Here is a 16,303-nt window from a genome sequence, read left to right as displayed (position 1 = left end):
CAGGTATCTGCCAGAACGGTCCTGAGATAATAAATATAAAAGCAGTTACTGCCTACCTCAAGAAGTATGCGCTCATGATCATTTAAAGCTCTTTTAAAGAGACTGATAATAAGCTTGTCAATATAATATTATGCAGTCTCTATTAAGCGCCTGGTTTATTTGTTTTGCATAATCATATAGTTGACTTTTCGAGTAAGAGTTTTCTTGCAAAGACAAATAAACGTGTTTTATATCTCTGAATAAACATACATCACCATGAATATGAGCCTCTATATAATTCCCTTCATAGCCTTTACCATAATTAGAATGAGCTAAAAATTTTTCGTCCTTAGCCATTTTAACCAAACTCTTAAAGCAATTATAACCAAAAAAATCATTTTGACAGGATGCAATCAGGTTCTCCATATGCCAAAATGTAGATAATTTACTCGTATCCAGGCCAAATCTGTGGCCGTAGATATCAAAAGGTGATAATGTACAATTTGTTTTTACATTATCATTTAATTCAAAAAATGATTTTCCATAGGCGCTGGCACCTCCATTTTCACCGTTCAGAAAGTCCAGTGCAGCATAAATTGGTCTGCTTGTAGGGCTAAAAGTTCTACTGTTGGGAGTATATGCTACGGAAAAACCGCCTGTCTGACCATATGGGGCATAAGGTGAATCTGCAAGCCTCTCCAGTTCAAATGCTTTAGTTTCAACTGAATCACGTCCGACATTATAAGCAGGTAAATCTCCTGGTCTGCAACCTAATGCATAAGAGTTCAGATATTCTTTATTTTTTAAGAGAGAGACAAAGTCAATTTTTGCCGCATTAAAATTTATTGTCAGCCGGGCATTTTGTAAAATATCCACCATCTTATTTAGCAAGAGAGTGCAATCTATTTCGGTACCACACTCACGACTTATCCGCCTGAGCGCTTTTTCTCTTATTATGTCAGCGTCGCGCTGACACCTGGAATGAATATGCGCAAGTACTTGTTTTCCAAAAAGGCGACCATACACCTTTTTACGCTCTTCATTGCTGAGACCGCAAAACACTTCGTCAAAAGAAAGCCTGTACGCTGCGCTTACAGAACCTCTCGCCGTTCTGCTTTCTGGAAATGGCGGAACATCTTCAACAACATTTCTAACTTGTTGAATGTCTGAAGATAGTGGAGTACGTCCGGCATTTTTTTCCTTATCTGTTTCCAGATATTCCGGAACCTTTATACTTCCACTATGGCAGATAGGTTTGAGCATATGTCTCCTGAATTTTTATGACTAATATAGCATTCACTTTCGCTGACGTATTCTTTATCAGGCTGATATTTCAACACTTCTTAGCAGCCTTGTAGAAGAGCAAATAAAGCATGCTAATAATTTTATAAAATACTTAACCTACCCACTATTGTAGTCAATAAACCATCACTTTTTATTAAAAAATTATCCTGATAATAACAATAAATCTGGTAAGGCACTTTCAAAAAATAGCCAAATCACACATTATTAAGAAAACCACTACAATCAAAATCGGTAACTATCAGCTTTCAGGGGGGTCTCAGGTTATCATGACGATCGGGGTAAAGGATGAACTACTATTGCGGTCTGAATTGAGGGAGTTTTGATAAAGTTTTGATAACCGTTCGAATACTAATAATAAAAACGGGGACGTTAAGTCCCCGTTTTTGTTTTTAACAATTATCGTTATTACATATTCGCGATAATCGCGTCACCAAACTCACTACATTTCAGCAGCTTAGCGCCGTCCATCAGACGTTCGAAGTCATAGGTCACGGTCTTCGCGGCAATCGCGCCTTCCATACCTTTAACAATCAGGTCTGCGGCTTCGAACCACTGCATGTGGCGCAGCATCATCTCCGCAGACAGAATAATGGAGCCTGGGTTGACTTTATCCTGGCCCGCATATTTCGGCGCAGTCCCGTGAGTCGCTTCAAACAACGCGCATTCGTCGCCGATATTCGCACCCGGTGCAATACCGATACCGCCAACCTGAGCCGCCAGGGCATCGGAAATATAGTCACCGTTCAGGTTCATACAGGCGATAACGTCGTATTCCGCCGGACGCAACAGGATCTGTTGCAGGAACGCATCGGCGATAACGTCTTTAACCACGATCTCTTTACCCGTGTTCGGGTTCTTAATTTTCAGCCACGGACCGCCGTCAATAAGCTCACCGCCGAACTCGTCGCGCGCCAACTGGTAGCCCCAGTCTTTAAACGCGCCTTCGGTGAACTTCATGATATTGCCTTTATGTACCAGCGTAACGGAATCGCGATCGTTGGTAATAGCGTATTCAATCGCCGCGCGAACCAGACGTTTAGTGCCTTCTTCAGAACACGGTTTGATACCGATACCGCAGTGCTCCGGGAAGCGAATTTTCTTCACGCCCATCTCTTCGCGCAGGAACTTGATCACTTTCTCAGCGTCTGCAGAGTCAGCTTTCCATTCAATTCCGGCGTAGATGTCTTCAGAGTTTTCACGGAAGATGACCATATCGGTCAGCTCCGGATGTTTCACCGGACTTGGCGTGCCCTGATAGTAACGAACGGGACGCAGACAAACGTACAGGTCAAGCTCCTGACGCAGGGCAACGTTCAGAGAGCGAATACCGCCGCCAACCGGCGTGGTCAACGGACCTTTAATCGCTACGCGGTAATCACGAATCAAATCAAGGGTTTCAGCGGGGAGCCAGACATCCTGGCCGTAAACCTGTGTGGATTTTTCTCCGGTGTAAATTTCCATCCAGGAAATTTTACGCTCGCCTTTATAGGCTTTCTCGACGGCGGCATCGACCACTTTAAGCATGGCTGGAGTGACATCAACACCGATACCATCGCCTTCAATAAACGGGATAATCGGATTCTCAGGAACGTTGAGTTTGCCGTTTTGCAGGGTGATCTTCTTACCTTCCACCGGAACAACTACTTTGCTTTCCATTCACCTCTCCTTCGAGCGCTTCTGGTTTGCTCGTCTGTCATCGCGCTGCATGTGCAATGGCGTCCTGCTGCACGACTGCGTTAGAGCAATTTTTTGTTAATGTTTTGTAATGAGCATGTCAATACTACCCTATTGTTTGCCGCCATGAAAGACACTCATTATTGCGCTATAATGCGGCAATTAATAAGTTCTGAAAACACCATGCAAAAAACTTCTTTTAGAAATCACTACGTTAAGCGATTCAGCTCACGACAAGCATCTAAATCACGGAAAGAAAACCAGCCAAAACGCGTGGTTTTGTTCAATAAACCTTACGATGTGTTGCCGCAGTTCACGGATGAAGCAGGTCGCCGCACGTTAAAAGATTTTATTCCTGTGCAAGGCGTTTATGCCGCAGGCCGCCTGGACCGCGACAGCGAAGGGCTTTTGGTGCTGACTAATGACGGCGCGCTGCAGGCGCGCCTCACGCAACCGGGCAAACGTACCGGCAAGATTTACTATGTTCAGGTAGAAGGCATCCCGGATAATGCAGCGCTGCAGGCGCTTCGTACTGGCGTCACGCTCAACGATGGCCCTACCCTGCCCGCCGGTATTGAGATGGTCGCGGAGCCTGACTGGCTGTGGCCGCGCACCCCGCCGATTCGCGAACGGAAGAATATTCCCACCAGTTGGCTAAAAGTCACCTTATATGAAGGCCGCAACCGCCAGGTAAGACGCATGACAGCGCATGTCGGTCATCCCACTCTACGATTAATTCGTTACAGCATGGGCGACTACACGCTCAACGGCCTCGATAATGGACAGTGGCGCGAGATCGCACAGGAGAAAGACAGATGAAACGGCTTCTCATAGCTTTTGCTTTATTAACACCGTTATCCGTTAATGCGGCCAGCTTCGACTGCCAGAAAGCGCAGGCTGCGGATGAAAAGGCTATCTGCGCGCACCTGACGCTGAATGATAAAGACGTGGAAATGCACACCAAATATCAGTTTCTGAAAGGGTTGTTCGCGATGGGCAGTCGCGGCGCGCTGCAGGACGCCCAGCAGAGCTGGCTTAAACAGCGTCAGCAGTGCAAGGCCGACGTCACCTGCCTGACAAAAGCTTATAACGAGCGTCTGAAACAGCTTGACGCGATCTATGACCACATTGATAAACCGCTTTAATAAGGATGCCTATGTTCAAGCCGCACGTGACCGTTGCCTGCATCGTACATGCCGAAGATAAATTTCTGGTGGTGGAAGAGACCATCAACGGTAAATCGTTATGGAATCAACCTGCCGGACACCTGGAGGCAGATGAAACGCTGGCGCAGGCCGCCGCGCGTGAACTGTGGGAAGAGACTGGCATCACGGCGCAACCACAGTATTTTATCCGTATGCATCAGTGGATTGCGCCGGATAAGACCCCGTTCCTGCGCTTTTTATTCGCTATCAAGCTTGATCATATTTGCGCGACCGAACCCCATGACAATGACATCGATTGCTGCCGTTGGGTGAGCGCCGACGAGATTCTGAACGCGCCGAATTTACGTTCTCCGCTGGTGGCTGAAAGCATTCGCAGTTATCAAACGGGACAATGTTACCCCTTATCTATAGTGGGCGAATTTAACTGGCCGTTTACAGAGGGTGTCAAGTAAAGGGCTGCGTGGTAGAATACGCCGCCTTGAAGTTCAATGTCGCGAGTATTCCAATGTCAGAAAGCCCAAAAAAAGTGATCGTCGGCATGTCCGGCGGTGTCGACTCCTCCGTTTCCGCCTGGCTGTTGCAACAACAGGGTTATCAGGTAGAAGGCCTGTTCATGAAGAACTGGGAAGAGGACGATGGTGAGGAATACTGTACCGCGGCAGCCGATCTGGCTGACGCGCAGGCCGTGTGCGACAAGCTTGGCATTGAACTGCATACCGTTAATTTTGCCGCAGAATATTGGGATAACGTCTTTGAACTGTTCCTTGAAGAGTACAAAGCGGGCCGTACGCCGAACCCGGATATTCTGTGCAATAAAGAGATCAAATTTAAAGCCTTCCTTGAATTTGCCGCAGAAGATTTAGGCGCCGACTATATCGCCACCGGTCACTACGTTCGCCGCGCGGATGTAAACGGCAAAAGCCGGTTGTTGCGCGGGCTCGACGGCAACAAAGATCAGAGCTACTTCCTCTATACGCTTGGCCATGAGCAGATTGCGCAAAGTCTGTTCCCGGTTGGCGAGCTGGAAAAACCGCAGGTGCGTAAAATCGCCGAAGATCTGGGGCTGGTAACCGCCAAGAAAAAAGATTCTACCGGTATCTGCTTTATCGGCGAGCGCAAATTCCGCGACTTTTTAGGGCGCTATCTGCCTGCGCAGCCGGGGAAAATCATTACCGTTGACGGCGATGAAATCGGCGAGCATCAGGGTCTGATGTATCATACGCTCGGTCAGCGTAAAGGGCTGGGAATCGGCGGCACCAAAGACGGTAGCGAAGACCCCTGGTATGTGGTGGATAAAGACGTTGAAAACAATGTGTTAATTGTCGCCCAGGGGCATGAGCACCCACGTCTGATGTCGGTAGGCCTCATCGCCCAGCAGCTACATTGGGTCGATCGCGAACCGTTCACCGGCACCCTGCGCTGTACGGTAAAAACCCGCTACCGCCAGACCGATATTCCGTGCACGATTAACGCGCTGGATGACGATCGTATCGAGGTCATTTTTGACGAGCCGGTTGCCGCCGTTACGCCGGGCCAGTCCGCTGTCTTTTACAGCGGCGAAGTCTGCCTGGGCGGCGGCATTATCGAGCAGCGACTGCCGCTGACGGTCTGATTATTCAATACACAACACCATTCAAGTCGCCTCAAAGCGGCTTAAAAGATGAAGTGTATTTTATTTGATACAAGGAAGCAGTGATTGTGGCAAAGAATTATTATGACATCACCCTCGCGCTGTCTGGCATTTGCCAGTCGGCACGCCTGGTGCAACAACTGGCGCACCAGGGGCACTGTGATGCCGACGCGTTGCACGTTTCACTCAACAGTGTCATTGATATGAATCCCAGTTCTACTCTGGGCGTGTTCGGCGGCAGCGAAGCTAACCTGCGTCTTGGTCTGGAAACACTGCTCGGCGTGCTGAATGCCAGCAGCCGACAAGGACTTAACGCCGAACTGACGCGTTATACGCTTAGCCTGATGGTGCTGGAGCGCAAGCTGTCATCCGCCAAAGGCGCGTTGAATACGTTAGGCGATCGCATTAACGGCCTGCAGCGCCAGCTTGACCATTTTGATTTACAGTCAGACACGTTAATGAGCGCCATGGCGGGCATCTACGTGGATGTGATTAGCCCATTGGGCCCGCGCATTCAGGTGACGGGCTCCCCGGCCGTTCTGCAAAGTCCGCAGGTGCAGGCCAAAGTCCGCGCCTCGCTACTGGCAGGCATCCGTGCAGCCGTGCTCTGGCATCAGGTAGGCGGTGGTCGCCTACAGCTTATGTTTTCTCGTCATCGCCTGACGACTCAGGCAAAACAAATTCTTGCTCATTTAACCCCGGAGTTATGATCTATGGAATTATCCTCACTGACCGCCGTTTCCCCTGTCGATGGACGCTACGGCGATAAAGTCAGCGCGCTGCGCGGAATTTTTAGCGAATACGGTTTGCTGAAATTTCGTGTACAAGTCGAAGTACGTTGGCTGCAGAAATTAGCCGCGCACGCAGCGATCAAGGAAGTTCCTGCTTTTGCTGCCGACGCAAACGGTTACCTGGATACGCTTGTGGCAAACTTCAATGAAGAAGATGCCGCGCGCATTAAAACCATTGAGCGCACCACGAATCACGATGTGAAAGCGGTTGAGTATTTTCTTAAAGAAAAAGTCGCCGCGATCCCGGCGCTACATGACGTTTCCGAATTTATCCACTTTGCCTGCACTTCTGAGGACATTAACAACCTGTCGCACGCGTTAATGCTCAAAACCGCGCGCGATGAAGTGATCCTGCCTTACTGGCGTCAGGTGATTAACGCGGTTAAAGATCTCGCCACGCAGTATCGCGACATTCCTCTGCTCTCCCGCACCCATGGCCAGCCGGCAACGCCTTCCACTCTGGGTAAAGAGATGGCGAACGTGGCGTATCGTATGGATCGTCAGTTCCGCCAGCTCAACCAGGTGGAGATCCTCGGTAAAATTAACGGCGCCGTAGGCAACTATAACGCGCATATCGCCGCCTATCCGGAAGTTGACTGGCATCAGTTCAGCGAAGAGTTCGTCACCTCGCTGGGCATCCAGTGGAATCCTTACACCACCCAGATTGAACCGCATGATTATATTGCGGAACTGTTTGACTGTATCGCGCGCTTTAACACCATCCTGATCGATTTCGATCGCGATGTCTGGGGCTATATTGCGTTGAACCATTTCAAACAGAAAACCATCGCCGGGGAGATCGGTTCTTCTACCATGCCGCATAAAGTTAACCCCATTGACTTTGAAAACTCAGAAGGCAACCTCGGTCTGTCTAACGCAGTGTTGCACCATCTGGCAAACAAACTGCCGGTTTCCCGCTGGCAGCGCGATCTGACCGACTCAACCGTCCTGCGTAACCTGGGTGTCGGCATCGGCTATGCGCTTATCGCTTATCAGTCCACCCTGAAGGGCGTCAGCAAGCTGGAAGTAAACCGCGATCATCTGCTTGACGAACTGGATCACAACTGGGAAGTATTAGCCGAACCGATCCAGACCGTCATGCGCCGCTATGGTATTGAAAAACCATATGAAAAACTGAAAGAGTTGACCCGTGGCAAGCGTGTTGATGCCGAAGGAATGAAACAGTTTATTGATAGTCTGGCCCTGCCGGAAGCAGAAAAAACGCGCCTTAAAGCCATGACGCCGGCAAATTATATCGGTCGCGCTGTGACTCTGGTCGACGAACTTAAATAATGTCTGCCTCACCCTCTTTTCTTCAGAAAGAGGGTGACTATTTGTCTGGTTTATTAACTGTTTATCCCCAAAGCACCATAATCAACGCTAGACTGTTCTTATTGTTAACACAAGGGAGAAGAGATGATGCGCGTACTGGTTGTAGAGGATAATGCATTATTACGCCACCACCTGAAGGTTCAGCTCCAGGATTCAGGTCACCAGGTCGATGCCGCAGAAGATGCCAGGGAAGCTGATTACTACCTTAATGAACACCTTCCGGATATCGCTATTGTCGATTTAGGTCTGCCGGATGAAGACGGCCTTTCCTTGATACGCCGCTGGCGCAGCAGTGATGTTTCACTGCCGGTTCTGGTGTTAACCGCGCGCGAAGGCTGGCAGGATAAAGTCGAGGTTCTCAGCTCAGGGGCCGATGACTACGTGACGAAGCCATTCCACATCGAAGAGGTAATGGCGCGTATGCAGGCGTTAATGCGCCGTAATAGCGGTCTGGCCTCCCAGGTGATCAACATCCCGCCTTTCCAGGTGGATCTCTCACGCCGGGAATTATCCGTCAATGAAGAGGTCATCAAACTCACGGCGTTCGAATACACCATTATGGAAACGCTTATCCGTAACAACGGTAAAGTGGTCAGCAAAGATTCGCTGATGCTTCAGCTGTATCCGGATGCGGAACTGCGGGAAAGTCATACCATTGATGTTCTCATGGGGCGTCTGCGGAAAAAAATACAGGCCCAGTATCCGCACGATGTCATTACCACCGTACGCGGACAAGGATATCTTTTTGAATTGCGCTAATGAATAAATTTGCTCGCCATTTTCTGCCGCTGTCGCTGCGGGTTCGTTTTTTGCTGGCGACAGCCGGCGTCGTGCTGGTGCTTTCTTTGGCATATGGCATAGTGGCGCTGGTCGGCTATAGCGTAAGTTTTGATAAAACCACCTTTCGTCTGCTGCGCGGCGAAAGCAACCTGTTTTACACCCTCGCCAAATGGGAAAATAATAAAATCAGCGTTGAGCTGCCTGAAAATCTGGACATGCAAAGCCCGACCATGACGCTGATTTACGATGAAACGGGCAAATTATTATGGACGCAGCGCAATATCCCCTGGCTGATTAAAAGCATTCAACCGGAATGGTTAAAAACGAACGGCTTCCATGAAATTGAAACCAACGTAGACGCTACCAGCACGCTGTTGAGCGAGGACCATTCCGCGCAGGAAAAACTCAAAGAAGTACGTGAAGATGACGATGATGCGGAGATGACCCACTCGGTAGCGGTAAATATTTATCCTGCCACGGCGCGGATGCCGCAGTTAACCATCGTGGTGGTCGATACCATTCCGATAGAACTAAAACGCTCATATATGGTGTGGAGCTGGTTCGTATACGTGCTGGCCGCCAATTTACTGTTAGTCATTCCTTTACTGTGGATCGCCGCCTGGTGGAGCTTACGCCCTATCGAGGCGCTGGCGCGGGAAGTCCGCGAGCTTGAAGATCATCACCGCGAAATGCTCAATCCGGAGACGACGCGTGAGCTGACCAGCCTTGTGCGCAACCTTAATCAACTGCTCAAAAGCGAGCGTGAACGTTATAACAAATACCGCACGACCCTGACCGACCTGACGCACAGTTTAAAAACGCCGCTCGCGGTTTTGCAGAGTACGTTACGCTCTTTACGCAACGAAAAGATGAGCGTCAGCAAAGCTGAACCGGTGATGCTGGAACAGATCAGCCGGATTTCCCAGCAGATCGGCTATTATCTGCATCGCGCCAGTATGCGCGGTAGCGGCGTATTGTTAAGCCGCGAACTGCATCCCGTCGCGCCGTTGTTAGATAACCTGATCTCCGCGCTCAATAAAGTTTATCAGCGTAAAGGGGTGAATATCAGTATGGATATTTCACCAGAGATCAGTTTTGTTGGCGAGCAAAACGACTTTGTCGAAGTAATGGGCAACGTACTGGACAACGCTTGTAAATATTGCCTGGAGTTTGTCGAGATTTCGGCTCGCCAGACCGACGATCATTTGCATATTTTCGTCGAAGATGACGGCCCAGGCATTCCCCACAGCAAACGTTCCCTGGTGTTTGATCGCGGTCAGCGCGCCGATACCCTACGACCAGGACAAGGCGTGGGGCTGGCTGTCGCGCGCGAGATTACGGAACAATACGCCGGGCAGATCATTGCCAGCGACAGTCTGCTCGGCGGTGCCCGTATGGAGGTCGTTTTTGGCCGACAGCATCCCACACAGAAAGAGGAATAAACATTTCTGTGCGTTCTTCCACGCATCTCGTTAAGCATCCGTTATAATCGGTGTCAGATACCAGCCTGCGGATACTTAACATGGAATACCAATTAACTCTTAACTGGCCCGACTTTCTTGAACGCCACTGGCAAAAACGCCCGGTGGTCTTAAAACGTGGGTTTAGCAACTTTATCGATCCGCTCTCGCCGGATGAGCTGGCGGGGCTGGCGATGGAAAGCGAAATCGACAGCCGTCTCGTTAGCCATCAGGATGGCAAATGGCAGGTCAGCCATGGCCCTTTCGAAAGCTACGATCATCTGGGTGAGAGCAACTGGTCGCTGCTGGTACAGGCGGTAAACCACTGGCACGAACCCACCGCCGCCTTGATGCGCCCGTTCCGCGCTCTGCCGGACTGGCGTATCGACGATCTGATGATCTCCTTTTCCGTTCCCGGCGGCGGCGTTGGCCCGCATCTGGATCAGTATGATGTGTTTATTATCCAGGGAACCGGTCGCCGTCGCTGGCGCGTGGGCGAAAAGCTGCAAATGCGTCAGCACTGCCCGCATCCCGACCTGTTACAAGTCGATCCGTTCGAGGCCATTATCGATGAAGAGCTGGAGCCGGGCGACATTCTGTATATTCCGCCAGGATTCCCGCATGAAGGCTATGCGCTGGAAAACGCCATGAACTATTCGGTCGGTTTTCGCGCGCCCAATAGCCGTGAGCTGATCAGCGGTTTTGCCGATTACGTCCTGCAACGGGAGTTGGGCAACACATACTACAGCGATCCGGATATACCGTCCCGCAAGCATGCGGCGGATATCCTGCCGCAGGAGATGGATAAACTGCGTAATATGATGCTCGATTTGATCAATCAACCCGCGCATTTCCAACAGTGGCTTGGCGAGTTTCTCTCTCAGTCACGCCACGAACTGGATATTGCGCCGCCGGAGCCGCCGTATCAGCCTGATGAAATTTACGATGCCTTAAAGCAAGGCGAGGTATTAGTACGTCTCGGCGGGCTTCGCGTATTGCGTATCGGCGATGAGGTCTATGCGAATGGCGAAAAAATAGACTCTCCGCATCGCCCCGCTCTGGAGGCGCTCGCCAGTCATATTGCACTGACCGCTGAAAACTTCGGCGATGCGCTGGAAGACCCTTCTTTCCTCGCGATGCTGGCGGCGCTGGTGAATAGCGGGTACTGGTTCTTCGAAGGATAAGAACATCGCAATGCCCGGCGACCGCCGGGCTGACGCAAACTATCCACAACGATCGCCGCCAGGGTTGGCGACATCGTTATATTGCGGATCGCCCGGATAAAGCGAGTGGGCCATTCGATGGCGAAATGACATTTGCCGATAGCGCCGCGCCTGCGCGTTATCTCCAAGACCTTCGGCAATATTAGCCAGTTGCTGTAATCGTTCATACTGCATCTTTGCTGGATAAGCTACGGCATCAAGCGTAAAGGCGCGTTCCGCAAAGTCTTTTGCTTGTTCAAGTTCTTGATTACTCTGATAAATCAGCGAAATACCATACAACACCATTGATACGTCAGACTGCCGACGTTTATATTCTGCCAGCAATGGGAGATAGAGGGAGGTACTGTCCAGGTCGATGTTTTCGGGCAAATAAAAGCGTAATCGTGATATTACCGTCGCCATTGGCGTTAAACGGCTCTGGTAATACGCGATAAGTTTAAGGTAGAGATCTTTCGCTTCCTTATAATGATGGCCCTGTGCATAAAAGCCAGCAAGATTATTGCTGTCAACCGTCATTTCGCCGAATTCGGCGCCATAAAGCGTTTGCTCAATTTTTAGCGCCTGACTTAGCGCATTAATCGCCTCGCTAATATGCCCTGCATTATAAGCAATATCCGCTTTCTGCTGCAAAAAAGAGGCGACGCGCTCACGATTATCCCAGGTTTTATCCCGTAAAATAACGCCCAGCCACTGCTGCTCCGTTGCGTCTATCTTCGCCAAATAATAGGCTTTACGCGCACTATCACATTCGACATCCCGCACCTCCAGCGCATCAGAATAAGCGTCGCGCATCCTGTTTAAGGTATAAACCAATGCTTCCGTCGATGCCTTTTTGTCTTTAAGACGCCACGTTAATGCCTGCTCTTGCCAGGCTATCCGCTGACGGTAATCAACCTTGATCTCGTATCGCCACTGCTCTGTCGGTGAATACTCTATATGGCGATCGTCACCGTAAACATAAAAGGCCGCCAGGTGTTCAAACATATCGGCCCGATCGCCCGGATAAGTGCCCGCCGGAAATGTTTTCATGATTGCCCACGCTCGCAGCAGCATTTGCGGCGTTAACTCCGGTTTACCCAGCCATTGATAAATATCGCTTTGTAATAGCAGGCTACGAACAAGCTGTATTGAGCGTTTGCCATATTGCTGCGAGGCCAGCCTCACCGCATCATCAATAAACGTCATGCAGGTTTCATCGCCAGTCATAAAACATGCTGCAGATTGTTGCTGGCGCTGGGACCAGGAAGGCGTATATTCGGCGCTCCAGGCAGAAAAATTTATGGCGGAAAATATCCCGCCATAAATAATAAAACGCTTCACCACAATGCGTAACATTCGCTACTGCCCGCGCTTAGCCGTCAGCTCCGCGATACGCACAATCACCTGTACCGCTTTTTCCATCCCCTCCAGCGTCACAAACTCATGTTTACCATGATAGTTATATCCGCCGGTAAAGAGATTAGGACATGGCAGACCCATAAACGACAGTTGCGCCCCGTCTGTACCGCCGCGAATCGGTTTCATCTCCGGCGTAATATGACAGTCGCGCATGGCCTGCTGGGCGATATCGAGAATATGCGGATGTTCAACTACTTTTTCGCGCATATTGTAATAACTGTCTTCAATCACCAGTTCGATATAGCAGTCCGGATGCAGCCCCTTACCGACTTTTTTGGCAATCTCCATCATTTTGCGTTTACGCGCTTCAAACTGCTTACGGTCGAAATCGCGAATGATGTAGTGCATTTCGGCCCGGTCAACGGTGCCTTTCATGCTGGCCAGATGATAAAACCCTTCGTAACCTTCGGTGGTTTCAGGCGCTTCATCCGCCGGCACTTCCGCGTGAATCCTCGCCGCCAACGACAGCGCATTGACCATCACGCCTTTTGCCGTACCGGGATGCACGTTATTGCCGACGATTTTGATATTCACCGAGGCGGCATTGAAGTTTTCAAACTCCAGTTCGCCCACGCCGCCGCCGTCGACCGTATAGGCCCACTGCGCGCCAAAGGCCTCAACATCGAAGTGCTTCGCGCCTTTCCCTACCTCTTCGTCAGGCGTAAACGCCACTTTAATTTCACCGTGGGGAATAGGATTACCTTTCAGCACCGCCAGCGCGGTCATGATCTCCGCAACGCCGGCTTTATCGTCCGCGCCCAGCAATGTCTTACCATCGGTAGTAATCAGCGTCTGTCCCAGTAATTGATGCAGTACCGGGAACATCACGGGTGACAACACCTCATCGCCAATCCCTAATGCTATATCGCCGCCGCGATAATTCTCGACAATCTGCGGGTTAACGTTTTTACCGCTGAAATCCGGAGAGGTATCCACATGGGAGATAAAACCAATGGCGGGAATATCCCCCTCAACATTGGCCGGGAGCGTCGCCATCAACGTCCCTTTTTCACTTAATGTAATGTTAACCAGCCCCATCTCTTCGAGCTGCTGTTTGAGCAAACGTAGTAACTTCCACTGCCCCTCAGTGCTGGGAACCTGCCGAACACCCGACTTTGATTGGGTATCCAGCGATACGTAGTGTAAAAAACGCTCAAGTAGTTTATCCATGCAGTCACCCTCACTTTTCGTGACAACATTATTAATAAGCAAGAAAAGACAAATATTGCGTCAGGTCACTTTTATCCCTGCAAACAAGAATATTTCACTTTGACACGCTTTCTGACTATAAAGCTAAGTCAGTAATTCGCAACAAGGATTGGCGATCACAGTGGTTTGCCGTAGAATGACCGCCCTCATTAAGAGTGATTAAGGTGGTTAACCACAAACCCCGCAGCGGTCAGCCATCCGTTGCGTTTACATGGGACAGAGTAAGAAATTGAATAATCAACCGCGTTCGCTTTCACCGCTGGTGCTTTTGTCGGGAATTAGCAAAAGTTTCGATGGCAAAGAGGTCATTTCACAGCTGGATTTGACCATTAACAATGGCGAATTCCTCACGCTGCTTGGCCCTTCCGGCTGCGGTAAAACAACCGTTCTTCGCCTGATTGCCGGCCTGGAAACCGTTGATGCCGGGCATATCATGTTGGATAACCAGGATATCACCCACGTTCCCGCCGAAAATCGTTATGTAAATACCGTATTTCAAAGCTACGCTTTATTTCCGCATATGACGGTGTTTGAAAATGTCGCGTTTGGCTTACGAATGCAAAAAACGCCAGCCGCCGAGATAGCGCCTCGCGTGACCGATGCGCTGCGTATGGTGCAGCTTGAAGAGTTTGCACAACGTAAACCGCACCAGCTTTCCGGCGGACAGCAGCAGCGTGTGGCTATCGCTCGCGCGGTGGTGAATAAACCTCGCCTGTTATTACTGGATGAATCGCTTTCCGCGCTGGACTATAAATTGCGCAAGCAAATGCAGAACGAGCTTAAAGCATTACAGCGTAAACTCGGTATCACGTTTGTTTTTGTCACTCACGATCAGGAAGAAGCGCTCACCATGTCCGATCGTATCGTGGTAATGCGTAATGGCGTGATTGAGCAAGACGGCACGCCGCGTGAAATCTATGAAGAGCCAAAAAACCTGTTTGTCGCCGGTTTTATCGGCGAAATTAACCGCTTTGACGCAACCGTCATTGAACGGCTTGATGAACAGCGCGTCCGCGCCAGCGTAGAAGGTCGGGAGTGCAATATATACGTCAATTTCGCTGTCGAACCAGGCCAAAAACTGAACGTCCTGCTGCGACCGGAAGATCTACGCGTCGAAGAGATCAACGATGATAACCACATCGAAGGGCTTATCGGCTACGTGCGCGAGCGCAATTATAAAGGTATGACGCTGGAGTCGGTGGTTGAACTGGAAAATGGCAAAATGGTGATGGTCAGCGAATTCTTCAACGAAGACGATCCTGACTTCGACCATTCACTTGACCAAAAAATGGCCATTAGTTGGGTAGAAAGCTGGGAGGTCGTACTGGCTGATGAAGAACACAAGTAAATTCCAGAATGTAGTGATTGTCACTATCGTCGGTTGGCTTGTGTTGTTTGTTTTTCTGCCCAACCTGATGATCATTGGCACCAGCTTTCTGACCCGTGACGACGCCAGTTTCGTCAAGATGGTCTTTACGCTGGATAACTACGCGCGCCTGCTCGATCCGCTCTATTTTGAAGTGCTCCTGCACTCTCTGAATATGGCGCTGATCGCCACCCTCTCCTGCCTGGTGCTGGGCTATCCTTTTGCCTGGTTTCTGGCGAAGTTACCGGAAAAGATACGTCCGTTATTGCTGTTTTTGCTGATTGTTCCTTTCTGGACCAACTCACTGATCCGCATCTATGGGCTGAAAATATTCCTGAGCACTAAAGGTTATCTCAATGAATTCCTGCTGTGGCTGGGCGTGATTGATACACCGATTCGCATCATGTTCACCCCGAGCGCCGTTATTATCGGCCTGGTTTACATTTTGCTGCCATTTATGGTCATGCCGCTCTACTCCAGCATTGAGAAGCTCGACAAACCACTACTGGAGGCCGCACGCGATCTCGGCGCCAGTAAAATGCAAACGTTCATCCGCATCATTATTCCATTAACCATGCCGGGCATTGTCGCCGGTTGCCTGCTCGTGATGCTACCGGCAATGGGCCTGTTCTACGTCTCCGATTTAATGGGTGGCGCGAAAAACCTGCTGATTGGTAACGTCATTAAGGTACAGTTCCTGAATATTCGCGACTGGCCGTTTGGCGCGGCTACCAGCATTACGCTGACCATTGTGATGGGACTCATGCTATTGATTTACTGGCGGGCTTCCCGCTTATTGAATAAGAAGGTGAGTGATATAAGCGATTAATTGCGCAACGCTAACAAATCCACACGCATCCAGGCATGAAGTTTATTCAAGGGTAAACTTCATGCCTCCGGCATAAAAAACGCATGAAAGCAGTTGCCGCCAGTATTGCAAATCTACAACATCATCCGCGCCAGGCCTTCTTTTATTTTTACCTGTAGCGA

15 protein-coding genes are annotated in these 16,303 nt (G+C 50.0%); 11 read left to right on the top strand and 4 right to left on the bottom strand.

Translation table 11 applies throughout. The features are described from left to right. Positions 1–117: 117 nt before the first annotated feature. Complete coding sequence (gene sopF, locus ACLJTG_RS00530; RefSeq protein WP_000917268.1) at positions 118–1,242, bottom strand: type III secretion system effector SopF; 1,125 nt, start codon at positions 1,240–1,242, stop codon at positions 118–120. A gap of 447 nt (positions 1,243–1,689) precedes the next feature. Beyond that, positions 1,690–2,940: an NADP-dependent isocitrate dehydrogenase gene (gene icd, locus ACLJTG_RS00525; protein ID WP_000444506.1), complete on the bottom strand. Its 1,251-nt coding sequence runs from the start codon at positions 2,938–2,940 to the stop codon at positions 1,690–1,692. A 171-nt stretch (positions 2,941–3,111) separates the two neighbouring features. Here icd and rluE point away from each other — a divergent pair, with 171 nt between their 5' ends. From rluE to ACLJTG_RS00480, 9 genes are all read left to right on the top strand, one after another. Further along, complete coding sequence (rluE, locus tag ACLJTG_RS00520; RefSeq protein ID WP_023208616.1) at positions 3,112–3,777, top strand: 23S rRNA pseudouridine(2457) synthase RluE; 666 nt, start codon at positions 3,112–3,114, stop codon at positions 3,775–3,777. Further along, on the top strand, positions 3,774–4,103 hold the full coding sequence (locus ACLJTG_RS00515) for a lysozyme inhibitor LprI family protein (RefSeq protein ID WP_000825956.1): 330 nt from the start codon (positions 3,774–3,776) through the stop codon (positions 4,101–4,103). The genes rluE and ACLJTG_RS00515 overlap by 4 nt, the downstream gene beginning before the upstream one ends. Before the next feature lie 11 nt (positions 4,104–4,114). Then, the gene (locus tag ACLJTG_RS00510) at positions 4,115–4,576 is read left to right on the top strand and encodes an NUDIX hydrolase (protein WP_000476069.1); all 462 of its coding nucleotides are present in this window, start codon (positions 4,115–4,117) and stop codon (positions 4,574–4,576) included. A 53-nt stretch (positions 4,577–4,629) separates the two neighbouring features. After that, on the top strand, positions 4,630–5,736 hold the full coding sequence (gene mnmA / locus ACLJTG_RS00505) for a tRNA 2-thiouridine(34) synthase MnmA (protein WP_000004540.1): 1,107 nt from the start codon (positions 4,630–4,632) through the stop codon (positions 5,734–5,736). A gap of 86 nt (positions 5,737–5,822) precedes the next feature. After that, positions 5,823–6,464 carry a high frequency lysogenization protein HflD gene (hflD, locus tag ACLJTG_RS00500; RefSeq protein ID WP_001519653.1) on the top strand — a complete coding sequence of 214 codons (642 nt, stop codon included), beginning with the start codon at positions 5,823–5,825 and terminating at the stop codon, positions 6,462–6,464. Between the two features lie 3 nt (positions 6,465–6,467). Continuing rightward, positions 6,468–7,838: an adenylosuccinate lyase gene (purB, locus tag ACLJTG_RS00495; protein ID WP_198898116.1), complete on the top strand. Its 1,371-nt coding sequence runs from the start codon at positions 6,468–6,470 to the stop codon at positions 7,836–7,838. Positions 7,839–7,964: 126 nt separating this feature from the next. Next, complete coding sequence (phoP, locus tag ACLJTG_RS00490; protein WP_001537766.1) at positions 7,965–8,636, top strand: two-component system response regulator PhoP; 672 nt, start codon at positions 7,965–7,967, stop codon at positions 8,634–8,636. Then, entirely contained in the window at positions 8,636–10,099 is a 1,464-nt protein-coding gene (gene phoQ / locus ACLJTG_RS00485) for a two-component system sensor histidine kinase PhoQ (RefSeq protein ID WP_001031687.1), read from the top strand. The genes phoP and phoQ overlap by 1 nt, the downstream gene beginning before the upstream one ends. A gap of 80 nt (positions 10,100–10,179) precedes the next feature. Next, complete coding sequence (locus tag ACLJTG_RS00480) at positions 10,180–11,301, top strand: cupin domain-containing protein (RefSeq protein ID WP_000456509.1); 1,122 nt, start codon at positions 10,180–10,182, stop codon at positions 11,299–11,301. Between the two features lie 39 nt (positions 11,302–11,340). Here ACLJTG_RS00480 and ACLJTG_RS00475 read toward each other — a convergent pair whose 3' ends face one another. Both ACLJTG_RS00475 and pepT read right to left on the bottom strand, forming a co-directional pair. Beyond that, a complete protein-coding gene (locus tag ACLJTG_RS00475) occupies positions 11,341–12,675 on the bottom strand; it encodes a hypothetical protein (RefSeq protein ID WP_080102160.1) in 1,335 nt (444 codons plus the stop codon). Between the two features lie 3 nt (positions 12,676–12,678). Continuing rightward, positions 12,679–13,908, bottom strand: coding sequence for a peptidase T (gene pepT / locus ACLJTG_RS00470; protein ID WP_000359414.1), 1,230 nt, complete (start codon positions 13,906–13,908; stop codon positions 12,679–12,681). A gap of 250 nt (positions 13,909–14,158) precedes the next feature. Here pepT and potA point away from each other — a divergent pair, with 250 nt between their 5' ends. Then, positions 14,159–15,295 carry a spermidine/putrescine ABC transporter ATP-binding protein PotA gene (gene potA, locus ACLJTG_RS00465; RefSeq protein ID WP_000531607.1) on the top strand — a complete coding sequence of 379 codons (1,137 nt, stop codon included), beginning with the start codon at positions 14,159–14,161 and terminating at the stop codon, positions 15,293–15,295. After that, complete coding sequence (gene potB / locus ACLJTG_RS00460; RefSeq protein ID WP_000799391.1) at positions 15,279–16,142, top strand: spermidine/putrescine ABC transporter permease PotB; 864 nt, start codon at positions 15,279–15,281, stop codon at positions 16,140–16,142. The genes potA and potB overlap by 17 nt, the downstream gene beginning before the upstream one ends. Positions 16,143–16,303 lie beyond the last annotated feature (161 nt).

Origin of the sequence: Salmonella sp. SAL00672 (assembly GCF_046552175.1) — a bacterium.
Classification (GTDB): domain Bacteria; phylum Pseudomonadota; class Gammaproteobacteria; order Enterobacterales; family Enterobacteriaceae; genus Salmonella; species Salmonella enterica.
The sequence above is the reverse complement of the archived record's forward strand: the minus strand, read 5'-3'. Positions and strand labels throughout refer to the sequence as shown.

Coding starts and splice junctions, on each gene's coding strand:
- sopF (WP_000917268.1), bottom strand. CDS start 1,242: ATGCTCAAACCTATCTGCCATAGTGGAAGTATAAAGGTTCCGGAATAT.
- icd (WP_000444506.1), bottom strand. CDS start 2,940: ATGGAAAGCAAAGTAGTTGTTCCGGTGGAAGGTAAGAAGATCACCCTG.
- rluE (WP_023208616.1), top strand. CDS start 3,112: ATGCGGCAATTAATAAGTTCTGAAAACACCATGCAAAAAACTTCTTTT.
- ACLJTG_RS00515 (WP_000825956.1), top strand. CDS start 3,774: ATGAAACGGCTTCTCATAGCTTTTGCTTTATTAACACCGTTATCCGTT.
- ACLJTG_RS00510 (WP_000476069.1), top strand. CDS start 4,115: ATGTTCAAGCCGCACGTGACCGTTGCCTGCATCGTACATGCCGAAGAT.
- mnmA (WP_000004540.1), top strand. CDS start 4,630: ATGTCAGAAAGCCCAAAAAAAGTGATCGTCGGCATGTCCGGCGGTGTC.
- purB (WP_198898116.1), top strand. CDS start 6,468: ATGGAATTATCCTCACTGACCGCCGTTTCCCCTGTCGATGGACGCTAC.
- phoP (WP_001537766.1), top strand. CDS start 7,965: ATGCGCGTACTGGTTGTAGAGGATAATGCATTATTACGCCACCACCTG.
- phoQ (WP_001031687.1), top strand. CDS start 8,636: ATGAATAAATTTGCTCGCCATTTTCTGCCGCTGTCGCTGCGGGTTCGT.
- ACLJTG_RS00480 (WP_000456509.1), top strand. CDS start 10,180: ATGGAATACCAATTAACTCTTAACTGGCCCGACTTTCTTGAACGCCAC.
- ACLJTG_RS00475 (WP_080102160.1), bottom strand. CDS start 12,675: ATGTTACGCATTGTGGTGAAGCGTTTTATTATTTATGGCGGGATATTT.
- pepT (WP_000359414.1), bottom strand. CDS start 13,908: ATGGATAAACTACTTGAGCGTTTTTTACACTACGTATCGCTGGATACC.
- potA (WP_000531607.1), top strand. CDS start 14,159: ATGGGACAGAGTAAGAAATTGAATAATCAACCGCGTTCGCTTTCACCG.
- potB (WP_000799391.1), top strand. CDS start 15,279: ATGAAGAACACAAGTAAATTCCAGAATGTAGTGATTGTCACTATCGTC.